We start from the raw sequence: 17,804 nt of genomic DNA, 5'->3' as shown, positions 1-17,804 counted from the left end.
GGCAAAACGGACGCCGCAGCGTCCGTGAGACAGACCAATGTTTTACCGCAGCCAGTTGGTTTTAGCCAGCTCGACCACTTCGTCGCCGCGACCATTGATCAGCGCGCGCAGCATATAGAGGCTAAAGCCTTTCGCCTGCTCCATCTTGATCTGCGGCGGCATCACCAGCTCTTCGCTGGCGGTGACCACATCCAGCAGCACCGGGCCGTCGTGCGCCAGCATCTCTTCGATGGCGCCGGTCAGCTCGGAAGCGCGCTCCACGCGAATGCCCTTTACGCCACAGGCGTTGGCGATATCGGCAAATGCCGGGTTTTGCAGTTCGGTGCCGTCGGTCAGATAGCCGCCGGACTGCATTTCCATCGCCACAAAGCCCAGCACGCTGTTATTAAACACCACCAGCTTCACCGGCAGCTTAAGCTGTGCTACCGACAGGAAATCGCCCATCAGCATAGAGAAGCCGCCGTCGCCGCACATCGCTATCACCTGGCGCTGCCTGTCAATAGCCTGCGCGCCCAGCGCCTGCGGCATGGCGTTGGCCATGGAACCGTGGTTGAACGATCCCAGCAGACGACGTTTGCCGTTCATTTTCAGATAGCGTGCGGCCCAGACGGTAGGCGTGCCGACGTCACAGGTAAAAATCGCGTCTTCGCTGGCCAGCTCGCTAAGCTGCTGCGCCAGGTACTGCGGGTGGATCGCCTGTTTGTCATTGGCGGTCGCCAGCTCGTCCAGACTCTTTCTGGCTTCCTGGTAATGCTTCAGTGCCTTATCCAGAAACGCGCGATCCTCTTTTACTTCGAGGCGCGGCAGCAGCGCGCAAAGGGCGGCCCGAACGTCGCCGACCAGCGCCATATCCACATGGCAATGCGACCCGATACTGCCCGGATCGATATCAATCTGGATAATTTTCGCTTTTTCAGGATAAAAAGCGCGGTAAGGGAAACGCGTTCCCAGCAGGATCACCGTATCGGCATTCATCATGGCGTGATAGCCGGATGAAAAGCCAATCAGGCCGGTCATACCGACATCGTAAGGGTTGTCGTACTCAATATATTCTTTGCCGCGCAGCGCGTGAACGATGGGCGCTTTCAGCGTTTCCGCCAGCTGCACCACTTCCGTATGCGCGCCCGCACAGCCGTAGCCGCACATCAGCGTGATATTTTTTGCTTCATTAAGCAGCTGCGCCAGCTTGTCCAGTTCGCTGGCGGGCGGCTGCACGATAGGGAACTGCGGCGGATACCATTCGGCGCGAGCGTTTTCCGGCGCGGGCTGTAGCGCCACGTCGCCAGGAATAACCACGACCGACACGCCCCGATTGATAATAGCTTTACGCATCGCGATGCCCAGCACCTGTTGCAGCTGCTCGGGATTGGAAACCAGCTCGCAGTAGTGGCTGCACTCTTTAAACAGCTCCTGCGGATGCGTTTCCTGGAAATAGCCGCTGCCGATCTCGCTGGAGGGAATATGCGCGGCAATCGCCAGCACCGGCACGTTGTTGCGGTGGCAGTCGTACAGGCCGTTGATCAGATGCAGGTTGCCCGGCCCGCACGAACCGGCGCAGACGGCAAGCTGACCGCTGATTTGCGCTTCGGCCCCGGCAGCGAAAGCGGCGACTTCCTCATGACGAGTCGGCATCCATTCGATGGTGCCCATGCGGTTCAGGCTGTCGCTCAGCCCGTTAAGCGAGTCCCCGGTTACGCCCCAAATGCGTTTTACGCCGGCGTTTTCAAGTGTTTTCGCCACCAGTGCGGCTAGCGTTTGCTTCATTTCTGCTCCTTTAAAGCTTTAATCAGTGTCCCGAAGGGAGAGATCTTCAGCAAAAAGCATAGTCGAGGCTGAGCAAAGGGTAGGGCATTATACGGCGCGCGCCGCAGGCGAAAATAATGCGGCAAGGCATCAATGCAGCGCCGTTGCCAGATCTGCGGGTACGGAAGATGTCGGCCGCAGACCAAACTCTTTTTTCAGCAGCGCCTGAAGATTATCCGTGAGAAAACCCGGCGCCGTCGGGCCGGTGTAAATGTTTTTTACCCCAAGGGACAAGAGTGTCAGCAGCACGACAATCGCTTTCTGCTCAAACCAGGAGAGCACCAGCGATAAAGGCAGATCGTTAATGTCGCAGTTTAATTTTTCCGCCAGCCTGACCGCCAGCACGATAGCCGCATAGCTGTCGTTGCACTGGCCCACATCCAGCAGACGAGGCAGGCCGCCCAGCGTGCCGAAAGCCAGTTTGTTAAAGCGATATTTACCGCAGCCCAGCGTCAGGATCAGACAGTCATCGGGAATGGCGGTGGCCAAATCGGTAAAGTAGCTGCGCTGCACGCGATTGCCGTCGCAGCCGCCTACCAGAAAGATATGCCTCAGCTGATGCTGTTTCACCAGCTCAATCACGCTGTCGGCGGCGTCAAGCAGCGTCTGGCGGCCAAAGCCCGTAGTAATGGTGCGGGGGATCTCGCTGGTGGAGAAGCCCGGCATCTGCTGCGCCTGCGCGATAACGGCAGAAAAGTCGTCGTCGTGCAGGTGATTCACGCCGGGCCAGCCGACAATGCTGCGGGTCCAGATACGCTGCTGATAATCGCCTCTGAAAGGATCGATAATGCAGTTGGAGGTCATAACGATCGGGCCGGGAAAGGCGGCGAACTCTTTTTGCTGGTTCTGCCAGCCGCTGCCATAGTTGCCGACCAGATGCGCATAGCGCTTCAGTTGCGGATAGCCATGTGCCGGCAGCATTTCGCCATGCGTGTAAATGTTGATACCGCTGCCTGCGGTTTGTTCCAGCAACAGTTGCAGATCCCGCAGATCGTGCCCGGAAATCAGGATCGCTTTTCCCGCCACCGGCCGGGTATTAACCGCCACGGGCTGCGGCGAACCGTAAGTGGTGGTCTGCGCCTTATCCAGCATCGCCATGATGGCGAAATTCATTTTGCCGATATCCATCGCCGCCGCCAGCAGATCGCTGGCGCTGTCCGGCTGCGCACCCAGCCAGACCATGATCTGATGAAACTGTTGGTAAATGGTGTTATCGAAGTAGCCGTGAACATGGGCATGTTCCATATAGGCCGCCGCGCCTTTCAGGCCATACAGGCACAGCAGGCGCAGACCGATAATATCCTCATGCGCATGGCCGCGATTGGGGCGCCACGCCAGCGCCTGTTGCTGTAGCTGCCCAGGGTCATCGCTTTCCAGGACTATTGCCGCCGCAGGATAATTTTCTGCGCTGCAAGGAAGCTTGCAGCACGCTTTTAGCTGTTCCCGGTAGCTGGTGGCCTGACGGGCAAGCGCTACGATGCGTGAGGAATCAAAATTGACGTTAGTTAGCGTGGCAAACAGCGCCTTTGGTATGAAACTGTCGATATCATGCAGAATAATACCCTGCTGTCGCGCCACCAGCGCCCAGGCGGAAAGCCCCTGAAGCGTGGCAATCAGCAGATCCTGCAAATCTGACGTTTGTGCCAGTTTCCCACAGGCGCCGCGCACGCCGGTACAGCCGTTACCCGTAAGACGGCGTTGAGTTTGTTCACATTGCACGCAAAACATAGCCTTATCCTTTAAAGTTGCATTTAAAATGCAACATTAATCCTTCAGGACATAATCTGTCCTGAAAAAACGCAGCCAGGTTGATTTAACGCAAATTTACTGCGCTGAAACGCGGCGGAGGGCAAGAAGCGAGGATGAAAATTAATTTCGTGCAAAAAGGGGGCTTGAAAAATGACAGGACGGCGCCACTTTACTAAGGTTGGTAAAAGTTGCCCATAAAAATGCCAGCGACGCTGGCTGGCATTTTATTGCAAGGTTGGTCAGAATATCACTAAGCGGTCAGGCGCTGACAGCAACTGCCGCTTCGGCATTAACGGGGACAATCAGGCTGGCGTGATTGCCTTTTGGCCCCTGGTGCACATCAAACTGAACCTGCTGCCCGGCTTTCAGCGTTCGGTAGCCATCCATCTGGATAGTGGAATAATGAGCAAAGATATCTTCGCCGCCACCGACCGGACAGATAAAGCCGAAGCCTTTGGCATTGTTGAACCATTTAACAGTACCCGTCTCCATGCTTTTGGATCCCTCGCAAGACATTCAAATGGGTGAGGTAGTGAGGCATTGGCCTCCAGGCTGGTTAAAACGCATCCAGCATACGCCTGTACTGTAGAGAAATCGTACCAGGCGTCAAGCGAATGAAGAGGAGATGCCGGGATGAATTCATCAAAATTTGAAGCAGTTAACGCTATTGCTATTTTTGTGATGAAGGTCGCGTAGTTGCAGGTTGGTGCAAAAATTCACCGGCTTCGGACAGCATTTCGGGCGTGCTAAACTTACGCTTAAGGGTGTTAGTCTGATGCAGGCAGGCAACGTTTTCATATTGGGTACGTATGGGAAACACTAACGATTGGCTTAATTTTGAACATCTTGCAGAAGACAAACTCCGCGAAGGTCTCAAGCCTCCTTCGATGTATAAAGTTATTCTGAATAATGACGATTATACACCTATGGAATTTGTTATTGACGTACTGCAAAAGTTCTTTTCTTATGATGTTGAACGTGCAACGCAACTGATGCTGACGGTTCACTACCAGGGAAAGGCAATCTGCGGTGTCTTTACCGCCGAAGTGGCGGAGACCAAGGTCGCGCATATCAATAAATATGCGAGGGAGAACGGACATCCGTTGCTGTGTACGCTGGAAAAAGCCTGAATAAGGCGATCTAATGGGGGAGGTGCCTATGCTCAATCAAGAACTGGAACTCAGTTTAAATATGGCTTTCGCCAGAGCGCGCGAGCACCGACATGAGTTTATGACCGTCGAGCATCTGCTGTTGGCGTTGCTCAGTAACCCATCAGCAAGAGAGGCCCTTGAAGCCTGCACGGTGGATATTGTGGCTCTGCGGCAGGAGCTCGAAGCCTTCATTGAACAAACAACCCCGGTGTTGCCGGTCAGCGAAGAAGAGCGCGACACACAGCCTACGCTCAGCTTTCAGCGCGTTCTACAGCGCGCCGTTTTCCATGTGCAGTCATCCGGCCGCAGTGAAGTAGCGGGCGCTAACGTGCTGGTCGCTATCTTCAGCGAACAGGAATCCCAGGCTGCCTATCTGCTGCGCAAGCATGAAGTCAGCCGCCTTGACGTGGTTAATTTTATTTCTCACGGCACGCGCAAAGATGAGCAGGGGCCCGCTTCGGGCGCAGAAAACCCTGTTAACGAAGAGCAAGCAGGCGGGGAGGAACGTATGGAAAACTTCACCACCAATCTTAACCAGCTTGCTCGCGTAGGCGGTATCGATCCGCTGATCGGGCGGGATAAAGAGCTGGAGCGTACCGTTCAGGTTCTCTGCCGCCGCCGGAAAAACAATCCGCTGCTGGTGGGCGAATCGGGCGTGGGTAAAACCGCGATCGCCGAAGGGCTTGCGTGGCGTATCGTGCAGGGCGACGTGCCTGAAGTGATGAAAGACGCCACCATCTACTCGCTGGATATCGGGTCGCTGCTTGCCGGTACTAAATACCGCGGCGATTTCGAGAAGCGCTTTAAGGCGCTGCTGAAACAGCTTGAGCAGGATAACAGCAGCATTCTGTTTATCGATGAGATCCATACTATCATCGGCGCCGGTGCCGCTTCCGGCGGGCAGGTAGATGCCGCCAACCTGATCAAACCGCTGCTTTCCAGCGGCAAAATTCGCGTGATGGGTTCCACCACCTATCAGGAATTCAGCAATATCTTTGAGAAAGATCGCGCGCTGGCGCGTCGTTTCCAGAAAATCGATATTACCGAGCCTACGGTAGATGAAACGGTGCAGATCCTGAACGGCCTCAAGCCGAAGTATGAAGCGCACCATGACGTCCGCTATACCGCAAAAGCAGTACGTGCAGCGGTTGAGCTGGCGGTGAAATATATCAACGACCGTCATCTGCCGGATAAAGCGATTGACGTGATTGACGAAGCGGGCGCGCGCGCACGTTTGCTGCCGGTCAGCAAGCGCAAGAAAACGGTTAACGTGGCGGATATTGAATCCGTGGTTGCCCGTATCGCGCGTATTCCTGAGAAGAGCGTTTCCGCCACGGATCGCGACACTTTGAAAACCCTCGGCGACCGGCTGAAAATGCTGGTGTTTGGTCAGGACAACGCTATCGAAGCCTTAACCGAAGCGATCAAGATGAGCCGCGCCGGTCTGGGGCAGGATCGCAAGCCTGTTGGTTCCTTCCTGTTTGCCGGCCCTACGGGCGTGGGTAAAACAGAGGTCACCGTACAGCTGGCGAAAGCGCTGGGCATTGAGCTGCTGCGTTTCGATATGTCGGAATATATGGAACGCCATACCGTCAGCCGTCTGATCGGCGCGCCTCCGGGCTATGTCGGTTTCGATCAGGGCGGGCTGCTGACGGACGCGGTGATCAAGCATCCGCACGCCGTGGTGCTGCTTGATGAGATCGAGAAAGCGCATCCGGACGTCTTCAACCTGCTGCTGCAGGTGATGGATAACGGGATGCTGACCGATAACAACGGGCGTAAAGCCGATTTCCGCAACGTGGTGCTGGTGATGACCACGAACGCTGGCGTACGTGAAACCGAACGTAAATCTATTGGTCTGATCCATCAGGACAACAGCACCGATGCGATGGAAGAGATCAAAAAGATCTTTACGCCAGAGTTTCGTAACCGCCTGGATAACATTATCTGGTTCAAACACCTCGACAGCGAGGTTATCCATCAGGTAGTGGATAAGTTTATCGTTGAGCTGCAGGCGCAGCTGGATGCGAAAGGCGTCTCGCTGGAAGTCAGCGACGAAGCGCGCAACTGGCTGGCAGAAAAAGGCTACGATAAAGCGATGGGCGCGCGTCCAATGGCGCGTACGGTGCAGGAAAACCTGAAAAAACCGTTGGCGAACGAGCTGCTGTTTGGCTCCCTGGTGGACGGCGGGTCGGTTTCGGTGGCGCTCGACAAAGAGCAGAACCAGCTGACTTACCAGTTCGTGAGCGCCGAAAAGCGCAAAACGGAAGGCTCTGTACATTAGGCGTAAAAAAACTAAAGGCCGAAGATTCTTCGGCCTTTTTTTTACCCGTGCGGCGCATCAGGCGCCAGCATCTGCAGTAAAGTAGGTTAGCGGATACGGAAGGTGATACGACCTTTGTTCAGATCGTATGGGGTCAGTTCTACGGTAACCTGGTCGCCCGTTGAGATACGGATATAGTTTTTGCGTATCTTACCGGAGATATGCGCAGTAATGACGTGTCCATTTTCCAGTTCAACACGGTACATAGTGTTAGGTAATGAATCCACTATCTTACCCTGCATTTCAATATTATCTTCTTTGGCCATCAAATCCTCTGGGTGTTATAACCTTTGTCTCGAATCAGCAAATAATGCCGATTTAAGAACGTTATGTAAAGAATAGCTGATGATTCCACCAGCGTCGGCCTCCCTGCGGCATAAGCAGCGCACGGAAACGCGTAATCAAGAGTTGGTACAAAACCGGGGGGAAAGTGCGGTCTTCAAAAAGGCTTATACACGCATACCAAGCTCTCATATTATACCATTATTATCCTGGTCTGCGTGGAAAACATCACCGTACGGTCTTAAAAAAGGGTCTGCTGACGCCAGCATTCGGGCGGAAGCGGCTGTTTGGCCAGCAAATCAAGCTGTTTAAGATAGTCAGCGCGGGACATCTCTTCGGCGCCAAGCGAAGCGGTATGGGGATTCAGCACCTGGCAATCGATCAGCCTGCCGCCCTGCTGTAGAAAATAGCGGCTGAAAACCAGCAGCGCCGTTTTTGAGGCATTTTCACAGCGGCTGAACATCGATTCGCCGCAAAAAATCTGTCCCAGCGCCAGGCCGTACATACCGCCAACCAGTTCTTTGTCGTGCCAGACCTCGATGGATTGCGCTTCGCCAGCATCAAACAGCTGCTGCCAGGCGTGCTTCACGGCGGGCGTGATCCAGGTGCCTTCCTGACGATCGCTGGCGCAGCCTTCCACTACTTCGCTAAAGCTTTGATTCAGCGTCACGCGATAGGGCGATCGCTGATGAAAACGCTTCATGCTGCGGCTAAGGTGAAACTTTTCCGGCCACAGTACCGCGCGCGGATCCGGCGACCACCATAAGATAGGATCGCCTGGCGAAAACCAGGGAAAAATCCCGCGCTGATAGGCGCTGAGCAGGCGGGGCAGACTTAAATCGCCGCCCATTGCCAGCAGGCCGTTCGGTTCACGCAGCGCCATCTCCGGCGGTGGAAAATTAAGTGATTCTCTTGAGAGCTGCATCAGGCGCATAGTCACTGTCTCAGTAATGCGAGAAGGCTATGACTATACCGTAATCCGCTGCAGGAAAGCGCTGTAACGGCTGCGTTTTGAGATTAATTCGACGTGCGTTCCCTGTTCGACCACGGTGCCGCTTTCCATAAGGCAAATTTTGTCGAAATGGCGTAGCCCCTGCGGACGATGCGTGACCACGATCATCGTTTTGCCGCGGGCGGCTTCCCGCAGCAGGGTAAGGATCTGCCGTTCGGTGTGGGTGTCCAGCCCTTCCGTCGGCTCGTCGAGCAGCAGTAAAGGGCCGTCGTGCAACAGCGCGCGGGCCAGCCCCAGCCGACGCCGCTCGCCACCCGACAGCTGACGGCCGCCTTCGCCCAGCCAGGCATCGAGGCCTTCAGCGTTAATCAGCGTTGTCAGCCCGACTTTTCGCAGCATGGCGAGCAGCTCGTCGTCATGGCGATGCGGCGCGGCCAGCAATAAATTATCGCGTAACGTGGCGTTAAACAGATGCACGCGCTGCGTCACAACGCCGGTAGCCCTGCGTAATGTGGCTTCATCCCACGCGGCCAGCGGACGATCGTTTAACCGGATTTCGCCGTTTGTCGGATCCCATGCGCGGGTGAGCAGCTGAAGCAGCGTGGATTTACCGCAGCCGCTGCTGCCCAGCAGCGCAACGTGTTCACCTTGCGCAATGTCCAGGGAGATCGAGCGCAGCACGGGAAAACCTTCGTTATAGCTGAAGCTGACATCATGCAGCTTTAGTCGGATACCGGCAGGGCTTTTGCCCTGCTCAGCCGGAAAGTTCACGGCCGGATTTTGCAGAATCACTTCATTAACGCGACGGGCAGAGGCGAAGACTTCGCCCAGATGCAGAAAGGCACCGCCAACCGGAGCCAGGGCTTCGAAGGCCGCCAGCGCGCAAAACAGGAACAGAGCGAGCGTGGCGTCATGAAACAGCGCTGAGGCTGACCAGAGCAGTAAAACGGCCGTCGCGCCGGTAATAATCGTCAGCAATCCCTGCGATAAGCCGGTAAGACGGGCGCGGAAGCGCTGAGCGCCCAGCCAACGCGCTTCCGTGTTATCAAGCCGGGCGCGAAAGCGCTGCACGCCGCCATAAATTCGCATCTCCGCCTGGCTTTGCAGCCATCCCGTCAGCTGGCTACGATACAGGGCGCGCAGGTGCGCCAGCGCTTCGCCTTCTTTCCGTCCCAGGCGGTAAAAGATTGGCGGCAGCAGCAGCAGCGTCGCCAGCATGATACCGCCCAACATCAGCGCCAGCGGCCAGTTCAGCGAGCCGAGCAGAAGCGTTACCGTCACAATCGCGACAAGCGCGCCGAGTAGGGGAGAGAGCAGGCGCAGATAAAGGTGATCGAGCGTATCCACATCGGCTACCAGCCGATTCAGAAGGTCGCCCCGCTGGAAACGAGCCAGCGCGCCGGGCGAAAGCGGGATCAATTTATTAAAAGTGAACACGCGTAAATCTTCCAGAATACGAAAAGTACCGTCATGGCTGACCAGCCTTTCCGCATAGCGAGCGACGGTGCGTAAAATTGCGGCACCTCTTACGCCAGCCGCAGGAAGCATATAGTTAAAACTGTAAAGCCCGGCGGCGCCCGCCAGCGAGCAGGCCGCAAGAAACCAACCGGAAAGCGTCAGCAACGCGATGCTCGCCAGCAGCGTCACGACCGCCAGCAAAATGCCCAGCATCAGGCGCGGAGCGTGCGGGCGCAAAAGCGCAAGCCAGGGTCGGATTAGCTTCATGCCTGCGCCTCCTCAACCAGCGCTTTAAAGGGGCCGGGCCGTTGCAGCAGCTGCGCTTTACTGCCCTGCTGGACGATTTCTCCCGCCTGGAGCAGCCAGACTTCATCCCACTCCGCTAAGCGATCGAGCCGATGGGTAATAAACAACGTGGTCTGATTGAAAGAGGCGGCCAGCAGCGCCCGGTTTACGTGCTCGCCAGCCGGGCCGTCAAGGCTGGCATCAGGCTCGTCCAGCAGCAGCAGTCGACAAGGCTTGTAAAGCGCTCTCGCCACAGCGATGCGCTGCGCCTGCCCTACGGAGAGGGCCGCCGCCTGTTCGCCGACCGCGCTTTCCAGGCCTTCAGGCAGGCGCGCCAGAAACTCGTCCACGCCCGCCAGCTCGCAAACCTGCTGTAACCTGAGCGGATCGCCCTCGCCATGCGCAACAATATTTTCGCGTACGGTCTGCGCAGGTAAATGCGGGTTCTGTCCCACCCAGGCAAGCTGCTGTTGCCACCAGGACGGCAGAATATCACGCAGCTCCGTATCGTTTATTTTCAACGATCCCTGATAGGGCAAATACCCGGCCAGGACGTTCAGCAAAGAGGTTTTGCCCGCGCCGCTTCGCCCAATCAGCGCCACTCTTTTCCCTGCGCTAAGGGTAAAATTGAGCGGCCCGACAAGCTCTATCCCCTCGTGCGTCATAATCCGCAAATCAGCGGCGGTAAGCGTCATACCTTGCTCAACGTTGGGCGTCAGCGTGCCGGATGATGCCTGAAGCCGTTCCGCTGTCAGGAATTTCTCCAGCGCGTCAGCGGCGCCTGTAGCCTGCGCTTTGGCATGATAAAACGTGCCCAGCTCTCTGAGCGGTTGAAAAAATTCCGGCGCAAGGATAAGCGACAGAAAGCCGGCAAAAAGCGTGATGCCGGTGCCGTAATGGCCGAAGTTCAGCTCGCCGAGGTAGGAAAAACCAAAATAGACCGCCACCACTGCTACAGAAACGGCAGCAAAAAACTCCAGTACGGCCGAGGAGAGAAAGGCCAGCCGCAGTACTTCCATGGTTCGTTGACGAAAGCTGGCCGAAGCGGTGCGAATACGATCGGTTTCCGCGTCGGCCTGATTAAACAGCCGCAGCGTTTCCATGCCCTGAAGGCGGTCGAGAAAATAGCCGCCGAGCCGTGCAAGGGCCTGAAAATTACGCCGGTTAGCGTCGGCCGCGCCCATACCGGCCAGCGCCATAAACAGCGGAATAAGCGGAGCCGTCAGCAGCAGGATCAGCGCTGCCACCCAGTTTACGGGAAACAGAACAGCAAGGATCAGGCAGGGGATGAGCGCGGCCAGCAGCGTTTGCGGCAAATAACGCGCGTAGTAATCCTGAAGGTTATCAATTTGCTCCAGCAAAAGCGTGGTCCAGCTTCCGACAGCCTGACCCTGGATAACGGCGGGGCCAGCCTTAGTCAGCTTGTCCAGAATATCGCGGCGCAGTTTCTCCCGGATGGCCCGGCCCGAAGCGAACCCGGCCAGCTCACGCAGCCACAGCAATACGCCGCGCAGCACAAAACAGGAAAGCAGCAGAATAAATTGCGGAAGAAGCGCATCGCGAGAAAGATGATCAACGATCAGCCCTTGCAGCAGCGTGGCCAATAGCCAGGCCTGGTAAACAATAAGCAGCGCGCCGACCAGGCCGATTAGCAGCGATAGTCTGAACCAGAAATTGCCGTAGATACGCTGTTTTTTTAGCCAGGAAAGGAGCTGTTGCTGTCGGAATTTATCCATGCTGTACCAATATGCCGCGCGTTGGGGCAGGTAAAATTGCAATGCCATGCCCTTAGTAAGGGTAATCGCGAGCAATGGTACAGCGCAGAAAATAAAAAGGCGACCTTAACAGGTCGCCTTTACCGAGATCGCATCAAAGCAGTAACGATTACTGAGATTCTTTAACTAAACCATCCAGATAGCGTTCCGCATCCAGCGCGGCCATACAGCCGGTGCCGGCAGAGGTAATCGCCTGACGATAGGTATGATCCATAACGTCACCTGCGGCGAACACGCCCGGAATGCTGGTTTGCGTTGCATTACCGTGCAGGCCTGACTGCACTTTGATGTAGCCGTTTTCCAGATCCAGCTGATCTTTAAAAATTGCCGTATTCGGGCTGTGGCCGATAGCGACAAACAGACCGGCAACGCTCAGTTCCTGCTGCGACTCGTCCAGCGTGGAGCGCAGGCGCAGCGAGCTGACGCCCATCTGATCGCCCATGACCTCGTCCAGCGTCTGGTTGGTATGCAGCACGATATTACCGTTACGCACTTTTTCCATCAGGCGATCGATAAGGATTTTCTCCGCGCGGAAGCTGTCGCGACGGTGGATCAGATGCACTTCCGACGCAATATTCGCCAGATACAGCGCTTCTTCTACGGCCGTATTGCCGCCGCCGATCACGGCTACCTTCTGATTACGGTAGAAAAAGCCGTCACAGGTTGCGCAGGCTGAAACGCCGCGGCCTTTAAACGCTTCTTCAGAAGGCAGGCCAAGGTAGCGAGCGGAGGCGCCGGTAGCAATAATCAACGCATCTGCCGTGTATTCACCGCTGTCGCCGATCAAACGGAAAGGGCGATGCTGTAAATCAACGCTGTGAATATGATCGAAGATAATTTCAGTATTAAATTTTACCGCATGTTCATGCATGCGTTCCATCAGACCCGGACCGGTCAGATCGTGCGGGTCGCCGGGCCAGTTTTCCACATCCGTGGTGGTGGTCAGCTGGCCGCCTTTTTCAAGCCCGGTGATCAGCACGGGGTTGAGATTAGCGCGCGCTGCGTAAACAGCCGCCGTGTATCCAGCGGGGCCGGAACCTAAGATAAGTAATTTACTGTGTCTGGCCGTGCTCATGAGACCCTCATTATTTAGCTGCCAACTATGTTGCGATTGTAGGGAATTTAGGTCGGCAACAAAAGCGTTCTGCGATTTTGTTAGCGATGGTTGCAAAAGGTTTAACCGATTTCCCTTAGGGAGCAACGGCACCACTGCGCCAAAGCAGGGCGAAACGCGCTGTAAAATAGTGCAATGAGTAAATTTTTTCATTATAAAACAGTCATGCAGCGCAACATCTGGCATGTTGTACTGATTTTGGTTGTTTTACTTTGACAATCGGCTGTGCTTTTGCGAAAACAGTGGGGGAAGCAGAGGACATTTGAGCTTACAAGACAGATTTTTCCTGTTTTGGGACATCCGGCTCAATAAACTCAGTCTGTCATTGGTCATGACGCATGGTGTGGACAGACAACATGCGTCATACGGATGGGCGTGATAACACCGCAACAGGCTCCAGACTTCACTTAGAACAACCCTGCGATAATGATTTCGTTCAGGGTGTGGCAGGCAAAGGGAAGGCATTAAGAGAGACAATAATAATGGTAGACAATAAAAAACGGCCTGGAAAAGATCTCGACAGAATCGATCGTAATATCCTTAACGAACTGCAAAAGGATGGACGTATCTCCAACGTCGAGCTTTCCAAACGCGTAGGTTTATCACCTACACCATGCCTTGAGCGCGTTCGTCGTCTTGAAAGACAGGGGTTTATCCTTGGCTATACCGCCCAGCTGAATCCGCACTATCTGGATGCCTCGCTGCTGGTATTTGTTGAGATTACTCTGAATCGTGGCGCGCCCGACGTGTTTGAACAATTTAACGCCGCAGTGCAAAAACTTGAGGAAACTCAAGAGTGTCACCTCGTTTCAGGCGATTTCGACTACCTGTTGAAAACGCGCGTGCCGGATATGTCCGCCTACCGTAAATTGCTGGGTGAAACCCTGCTGCGCCTGCCCGGCGTAAACGATACGCGGACCTATGTGGTCATGGAAGAAGTGAAACAAAGTAACCGCTTAGTCATTAAGACGCGGTAACACAGGGCAGGTGCAAAACCTGATAGGTTTCGGTACACTCCTGTGAATTCATACAGTTTCAGCGTCGGGCCTGCCCGACGCTGTTGCCTCCATTGTTTACAGGCACCTGGAGAGTACTCTTGAGCCAGGAATATACAGAAGATAAAGATGTTTCCCTACAGTCGCTGAGCAGCGGTCGCCGCCTGCTTGAAGCGTTACTGATTGTTGTGGCGCTTTTTGCCGTCTATTTGATGGTGGCGCTGTTGAGCTTTAACCCCTCCGATCCCAGCTGGTCGCAAACTGCCTGGCATGAACCCATCCATAATTTGGGCGGCGGCATTGGCGCATGGCTGGCAGATACGCTGTTCTTCATTTTTGGCGTGATGGCCTACGCCATTCCTGCGGTTATCCTGGGACTATGCTGGATCACTTTCCGCCAGCGGCATTCGCAGGATTACATTGATTACTTTGCCGTGGCGCTGCGCCTGATCGGCGTACTGGCGCTCGTGGTCACATCATGCGGCCTGGCGGCGCTAAACGCTGACGATATCTGGTATTTTGCTTCCGGCGGCGTAATTGGCAGCCTGCTCAGCAATGCAATGGCGCCATGGTTTAACGCCGCAGGCGGCACCCTGACGCTGCTGTGCGTGTGGGCGGCCGGTCTGACGCTTTATACCGGCTGGTCCTGGCTGACCATCGCTGAAAAAATTGGCGCGGCTGTCATGGGCGTGCTGACTTTCGCCAGCGGGCGTTCGCGCAGTGACGAATACAGATATGATGATTATGACGATGAGCCGGATGAAAAACCGGTTCCGAAGCAGCGTGCCCGCTACGATGATGAAGACGATATCCTGCTGGCAGTGCCGGCAACGGCCGAAGAGGACGACAACGATCCGCTGCTGAGCAAGCCTGCGGCAGCCCCGACGGCAGCCGCTGCCGCTGCACAGACGGTTTCCACGGCAGCACCTGTGGCGCCGGTAGCGTCCGCAGCTACCGCAACGCCGGCTTCCACAGTTACTGTAGCGCCCGGGAGCGCTCAGCAACAGGCCGAGCCTGCTGCACAGGTTTCCACGCCGTCAGCAGCGGCAGAGCCTGAACTTTATCGCTTCGAGATGCCGGCGGAAACGCCTGCGCCATCGGTTCCTGTCGCTGATGAAGATGATGCTCCCCGCATGGGCAACTGGCGGGAAGCGGATGCCTCACCTTTCGATTTCTCTACGACGCAGCCGGCTCAGCCGCAGCAGGTCGCACAGGATCTGGCCAGCGCGGCGCAGTCTGCCGCCGCCCCCACGGCGTTTATGCCAGGCTTCAGCGCCACCAGCGAGGCGGCTCCGGCTAATCCGCAGGTCAAGCAGGGTATTGGCCCCGCTTTGCCGCGGCCGAATCCGGTTAAGCTGCCGACGCGTCGCGAGCTGGCTTCCTATGGTATTAAGCTGCCTTCGCAGCGTATAGCGGAAGAAAAAGCGAAAGAAGAGGAGCAGCGTCTTCAGGCTTCTGCGCCAACAGGGGCGGAAGAGCCGGGCCAGGATGAAAGCCATCTGCGCGACGCTTTTGCCGCTCAGCAGCAGGCGCGTTACGCTGCGCCTGATAGCGCAGCAAACAGCGCGCCTGTAGCAGAAAGCGCTGAGGAAGATGAAGAGGAAGCGCGTCATCAGGCCGAGCTTGCCCGTCAGTTTGCCGGACAGCAAAGCCAGCGTTATGGACAGCCGCAGCAAAGCGCACCTGCCTCCACGCTGGATACCGGTGGCGCATTTGATTTCTCGCCTAAAGAAGATTTGGTTGATGATGGCGCAGGCGAACCGCTGTTTACGCTGCCGCCTGAAAATCAACAGAGCAGGCCCGCTGCGCAGTGGCAGCAGCACAGCCAGCCTCAGGAACCTGTAAAACAGGCTGCACCAACGTGGCAGTCAGCCGCTCAGGAGCCCGTACAACCTGCCGCGCCAGCATGGCAGCCAGCCGCTCAGGAGCCCGTACAACCTGCCGCGCCAGCATGGCAGTCAGCCGCTCAGGAGCCCGTACAACCGGCCGCGCCAGCATGGCAGTCAGCCGCTCAGGAGCCCGTACAACCGGCCGCGCCAGCGTGGCAGCCAGCCGCTCAGGAGCCTGCGCAACCGGCGGCGCCAGCGTGGCAGCCAGCGGCTCAGGAGCCTGTACAACCGGCGGCGCCAGCATGGCAGCCAGCGGCTCAGGAGCCTGCACAACCGGCTGCGCCAGCATGGCAGCCAGCCGCTCAGGAGTCTGCACAACCGGCTGCGCCAGCGTGGCAGCCAGCGGCTCAGGAGCCTGCACAACCGGCCGCACCAGCATGGCAGCCAGCGGCTCAGGAGCCGGTACGCCAGGCTGAACAAATCCAGCCGGAAGTCAAGCCACAGGATAGCCTGTTCCATCCATTCCTGGTGCGTCATGAGCAGCCGCTTGAGAAACCAACCACGCCGCTGCCTACCCTGGATCTACTGACGGCACCGCCAGCGGAAGCCGAACCCGTCGATATGTTTGCTCTTGAGCAGACTGCCCGCCTGGTGGAAGCCCGCCTGGCCGACTATCGGGTTAAAGCCGAGGTGGTTGGTATCTCTCCAGGGCCGGTTATTACCCGCTTTGAACTGGATCTTGCGCCTGGCGTGAAGGCCGCGCGTATTTCCAATCTGTCGCGCGACCTGGCCCGCTCGCTTTCTGCCGTAGCGGTTCGTGTGGTGGAGGTGATCCCCGGCAAGCCTTACGTTGGACTGGAGCTGCCAAACAAGCATCGCCAGACCGTTTATATGCGTGAAGTGCTTGAATGCGATAAGTTCCGCGACAATCCGTCGCCGCTATCGGTGGTGTTAGGAAAAGATATCGCAGGCCAGCCGGTGGTGGCCGATCTGGCGAAAATGCCGCACCTGCTGGTCGCCGGTACAACTGGTTCCGGTAAGTCCGTTGGCGTTAACGCCATGATTATTAGCATGCTTTATAAAGCCACGCCGGAAGAAGTGCGCTTTATTATGATCGACCCGAAAATGCTTGAGCTGTCGGTCTATGAAGGCATCCCGCATCTGTTGACCGAAGTGGTCACGGATATGAAAGATGCCGCCAACGCGCTGCGCTGGAGCGTCGGCGAAATGGAGCGTCGCTATAAGCTGATGTCGGCGCTGGGCGTGCGTAACCTGGCGGGTTATAACGAAAAAGTTAAGCTGGCGGAAGAGATGGGGCGGCCTATTCCCGATCCGTTCTGGAAGCCGGGCGACAGTATGGAAACATCGCCGCCGATGCTCGAAAAACTACCTTACATCGTAGTGCTGGTGGATGAGTTCGCCGATCTGATGATGGCCGTGGGTAAAAAGGTGGAGGAGCTGATTGCGCGTCTGGCGCAGAAAGCGCGTGCCGCCGGTATTCACCTGGTGCTGGCGACGCAGCGTCCGTCGGTGGATGTGATCACCGGCCTGATTAAGGCTAACATCCCAACCCGCATTGCGTTTACGGTTTCCAGCAAGATCGACTCGCGCACCATTCTTGATCAGGGTGGCGCGGAATCGCTGTTGGGCATGGGCGATATGCTTTATATGCCGCCGAACTCTTCAATGCCGGTGCGCGTACATGGCGCCTTTGTGCGGGATGAAGAAGTTCACGCCGTGGTACAAGACTGGAAGGCGCGTGGTCGTCCGCAATATATCGAAAGCATTACCGCTGGCGAAGAGAGCGAAAGCGCGTCGCTGGGGCTGGATGGCGATGAAGAGCTCGACCCGCTGTTCGACCAGGCGGTCGCCTTCGTGGTAGAAAAGCGTCGTGCGTCTATTTCCGGCGTGCAGCGGCAGTTCCGTATCGGTTATAACCGTGCAGCCCGTATCATTGAACAGATGGAGGCGCAAAGTATCGTGTCGCCGCCTGGTCATAACGGCAACCGCGAGGTGCTTTCGCCACCGCCGCACGAGATGTAATATTTTGTCAAAAGCAGCGGGTCGGTTATGCCGACCCGTTGAATT

At 56.5% G+C, this 17,804-nt stretch carries 12 protein-coding genes; 4 read left to right on the top strand and 8 right to left on the bottom strand.

Features of this window, described 5'->3' with window-relative positions:
• Positions 1 to 42: 42 nt before the first annotated feature.
• The 3 genes from poxB to cspD form a co-directional block, all read right to left on the bottom strand.
• On the bottom strand, positions 43 to 1,764 hold the full coding sequence (gene poxB / locus AB6T85_RS04670; protein ID WP_369894912.1) for a ubiquinone-dependent pyruvate dehydrogenase: 1,722 nt from the start codon (positions 1,762 to 1,764) through the stop codon (positions 43 to 45).
• Positions 1,765 to 1,893: 129 nt separating this feature from the next.
• On the bottom strand, positions 1,894 to 3,531 hold the full coding sequence (hcp, locus tag AB6T85_RS04665; protein WP_369894911.1) for a hydroxylamine reductase: 1,638 nt from the start codon (positions 3,529 to 3,531) through the stop codon (positions 1,894 to 1,896).
• 279 nt (positions 3,532 to 3,810) lie between these two features.
• Complete coding sequence (gene cspD, locus AB6T85_RS04660; protein WP_125288742.1) at positions 3,811 to 4,044, bottom strand: cold shock-like protein CspD; 234 nt, start codon at positions 4,042 to 4,044, stop codon at positions 3,811 to 3,813.
• 317 nt (positions 4,045 to 4,361) lie between these two features.
• On the opposite strand from cspD, the gene clpS reads away from it, so the two are divergent.
• Positions 4,362 to 4,682: an ATP-dependent Clp protease adapter ClpS gene (clpS, locus tag AB6T85_RS04655; protein ID WP_125288741.1), complete on the top strand. Its 321-nt coding sequence runs from the start codon at positions 4,362 to 4,364 to the stop codon at positions 4,680 to 4,682.
• 28 nt (positions 4,683 to 4,710) lie between these two features.
• A complete protein-coding gene (clpA, locus tag AB6T85_RS04650; RefSeq protein ID WP_125288740.1) occupies positions 4,711 to 6,987 on the top strand; it encodes an ATP-dependent Clp protease ATP-binding subunit ClpA in 2,277 nt (758 codons plus the stop codon).
• An 86-nt stretch (positions 6,988 to 7,073) separates the two neighbouring features.
• On the opposite strand, the gene infA is transcribed toward clpA, so the two are convergent.
• From infA to trxB, 5 genes are all read right to left on the bottom strand, one after another.
• The gene (gene infA / locus AB6T85_RS04645; RefSeq protein ID WP_125288739.1) at positions 7,074 to 7,292 is read right to left on the bottom strand and encodes a translation initiation factor IF-1; all 219 of its coding nucleotides are present in this window, start codon (positions 7,290 to 7,292) and stop codon (positions 7,074 to 7,076) included.
• 257 nt (positions 7,293 to 7,549) lie between these two features.
• A complete protein-coding gene (gene aat / locus AB6T85_RS04640) occupies positions 7,550 to 8,242 on the bottom strand; it encodes a leucyl/phenylalanyl-tRNA--protein transferase (protein ID WP_253454730.1) in 693 nt (230 codons plus the stop codon).
• A 33-nt stretch (positions 8,243 to 8,275) separates the two neighbouring features.
• The gene (cydC, locus tag AB6T85_RS04635; RefSeq protein WP_369894910.1) at positions 8,276 to 9,985 is read right to left on the bottom strand and encodes a heme ABC transporter ATP-binding protein/permease CydC; all 1,710 of its coding nucleotides are present in this window, start codon (positions 9,983 to 9,985) and stop codon (positions 8,276 to 8,278) included.
• Complete coding sequence (cydD, locus tag AB6T85_RS04630; RefSeq protein ID WP_369894907.1) at positions 9,982 to 11,739, bottom strand: heme ABC transporter permease/ATP-binding protein CydD; 1,758 nt, start codon at positions 11,737 to 11,739, stop codon at positions 9,982 to 9,984. Before cydD ends, cydC begins: the two co-directional genes overlap by 4 nt.
• 148 nt (positions 11,740 to 11,887) lie before the next feature.
• Complete coding sequence (gene trxB / locus AB6T85_RS04625) at positions 11,888 to 12,853, bottom strand: thioredoxin-disulfide reductase (RefSeq protein ID WP_125288736.1); 966 nt, start codon at positions 12,851 to 12,853, stop codon at positions 11,888 to 11,890.
• A 521-nt stretch (positions 12,854 to 13,374) separates the two neighbouring features.
• On the opposite strand from trxB, the gene lrp reads away from it, so the two are divergent.
• Both lrp and AB6T85_RS04615 read left to right on the top strand, forming a co-directional pair.
• Positions 13,375 to 13,869, top strand: a complete 495-nt coding sequence (lrp, locus tag AB6T85_RS04620; protein WP_006118610.1) for a leucine-responsive transcriptional regulator Lrp — start codon at positions 13,375 to 13,377, stop codon at positions 13,867 to 13,869.
• Between the two features lie 119 nt (positions 13,870 to 13,988).
• Positions 13,989 to 17,759: a DNA translocase FtsK 4TM domain-containing protein gene (locus AB6T85_RS04615; protein ID WP_369894905.1), complete on the top strand. Its 3,771-nt coding sequence runs from the start codon at positions 13,989 to 13,991 to the stop codon at positions 17,757 to 17,759.
• The last annotated feature ends 45 nt before the right edge of the window (positions 17,760 to 17,804 follow it).

Origin of the sequence: Erwinia aeris (assembly GCF_041224955.1) — a bacterium.
Taxonomy (GTDB): domain Bacteria; phylum Pseudomonadota; class Gammaproteobacteria; order Enterobacterales; family Enterobacteriaceae; genus Erwinia; species Erwinia aeris.
This window is presented reverse-complemented; position numbering and strand designations above follow the sequence as displayed.

What these genes read in the sequence shown, in the direction of transcription:
- poxB (WP_369894912.1), bottom strand. Translation starts at nt 1,764, where the DNA reads ATGAAGCAAACGCTAGCCGCACTGGTGGCGAAAACACTTGAAAACGCC.
- hcp (WP_369894911.1), bottom strand. Translation starts at nt 3,531, where the DNA reads ATGTTTTGCGTGCAATGTGAACAAACTCAACGCCGTCTTACGGGTAAC.
- cspD (WP_125288742.1), bottom strand. Translation starts at nt 4,044, where the DNA reads ATGGAGACGGGTACTGTTAAATGGTTCAACAATGCCAAAGGCTTCGGC.
- clpS (WP_125288741.1), top strand. Translation starts at nt 4,362, where the DNA reads ATGGGAAACACTAACGATTGGCTTAATTTTGAACATCTTGCAGAAGAC.
- clpA (WP_125288740.1), top strand. Translation starts at nt 4,711, where the DNA reads ATGCTCAATCAAGAACTGGAACTCAGTTTAAATATGGCTTTCGCCAGA.
- infA (WP_125288739.1), bottom strand. Translation starts at nt 7,292, where the DNA reads ATGGCCAAAGAAGATAATATTGAAATGCAGGGTAAGATAGTGGATTCA.
- aat (WP_253454730.1), bottom strand. Translation starts at nt 8,242, where the DNA reads ATGCGCCTGATGCAGCTCTCAAGAGAATCACTTAATTTTCCACCGCCG.
- cydC (WP_369894910.1), bottom strand. Translation starts at nt 9,985, where the DNA reads ATGAAGCTAATCCGACCCTGGCTTGCGCTTTTGCGCCCGCACGCTCCG.
- cydD (WP_369894907.1), bottom strand. Translation starts at nt 11,739, where the DNA reads ATGGATAAATTCCGACAGCAACAGCTCCTTTCCTGGCTAAAAAAACAG.
- trxB (WP_125288736.1), bottom strand. Translation starts at nt 12,853, where the DNA reads ATGAGCACGGCCAGACACAGTAAATTACTTATCTTAGGTTCCGGCCCC.
- lrp (WP_006118610.1), top strand. Translation starts at nt 13,375, where the DNA reads ATGGTAGACAATAAAAAACGGCCTGGAAAAGATCTCGACAGAATCGAT.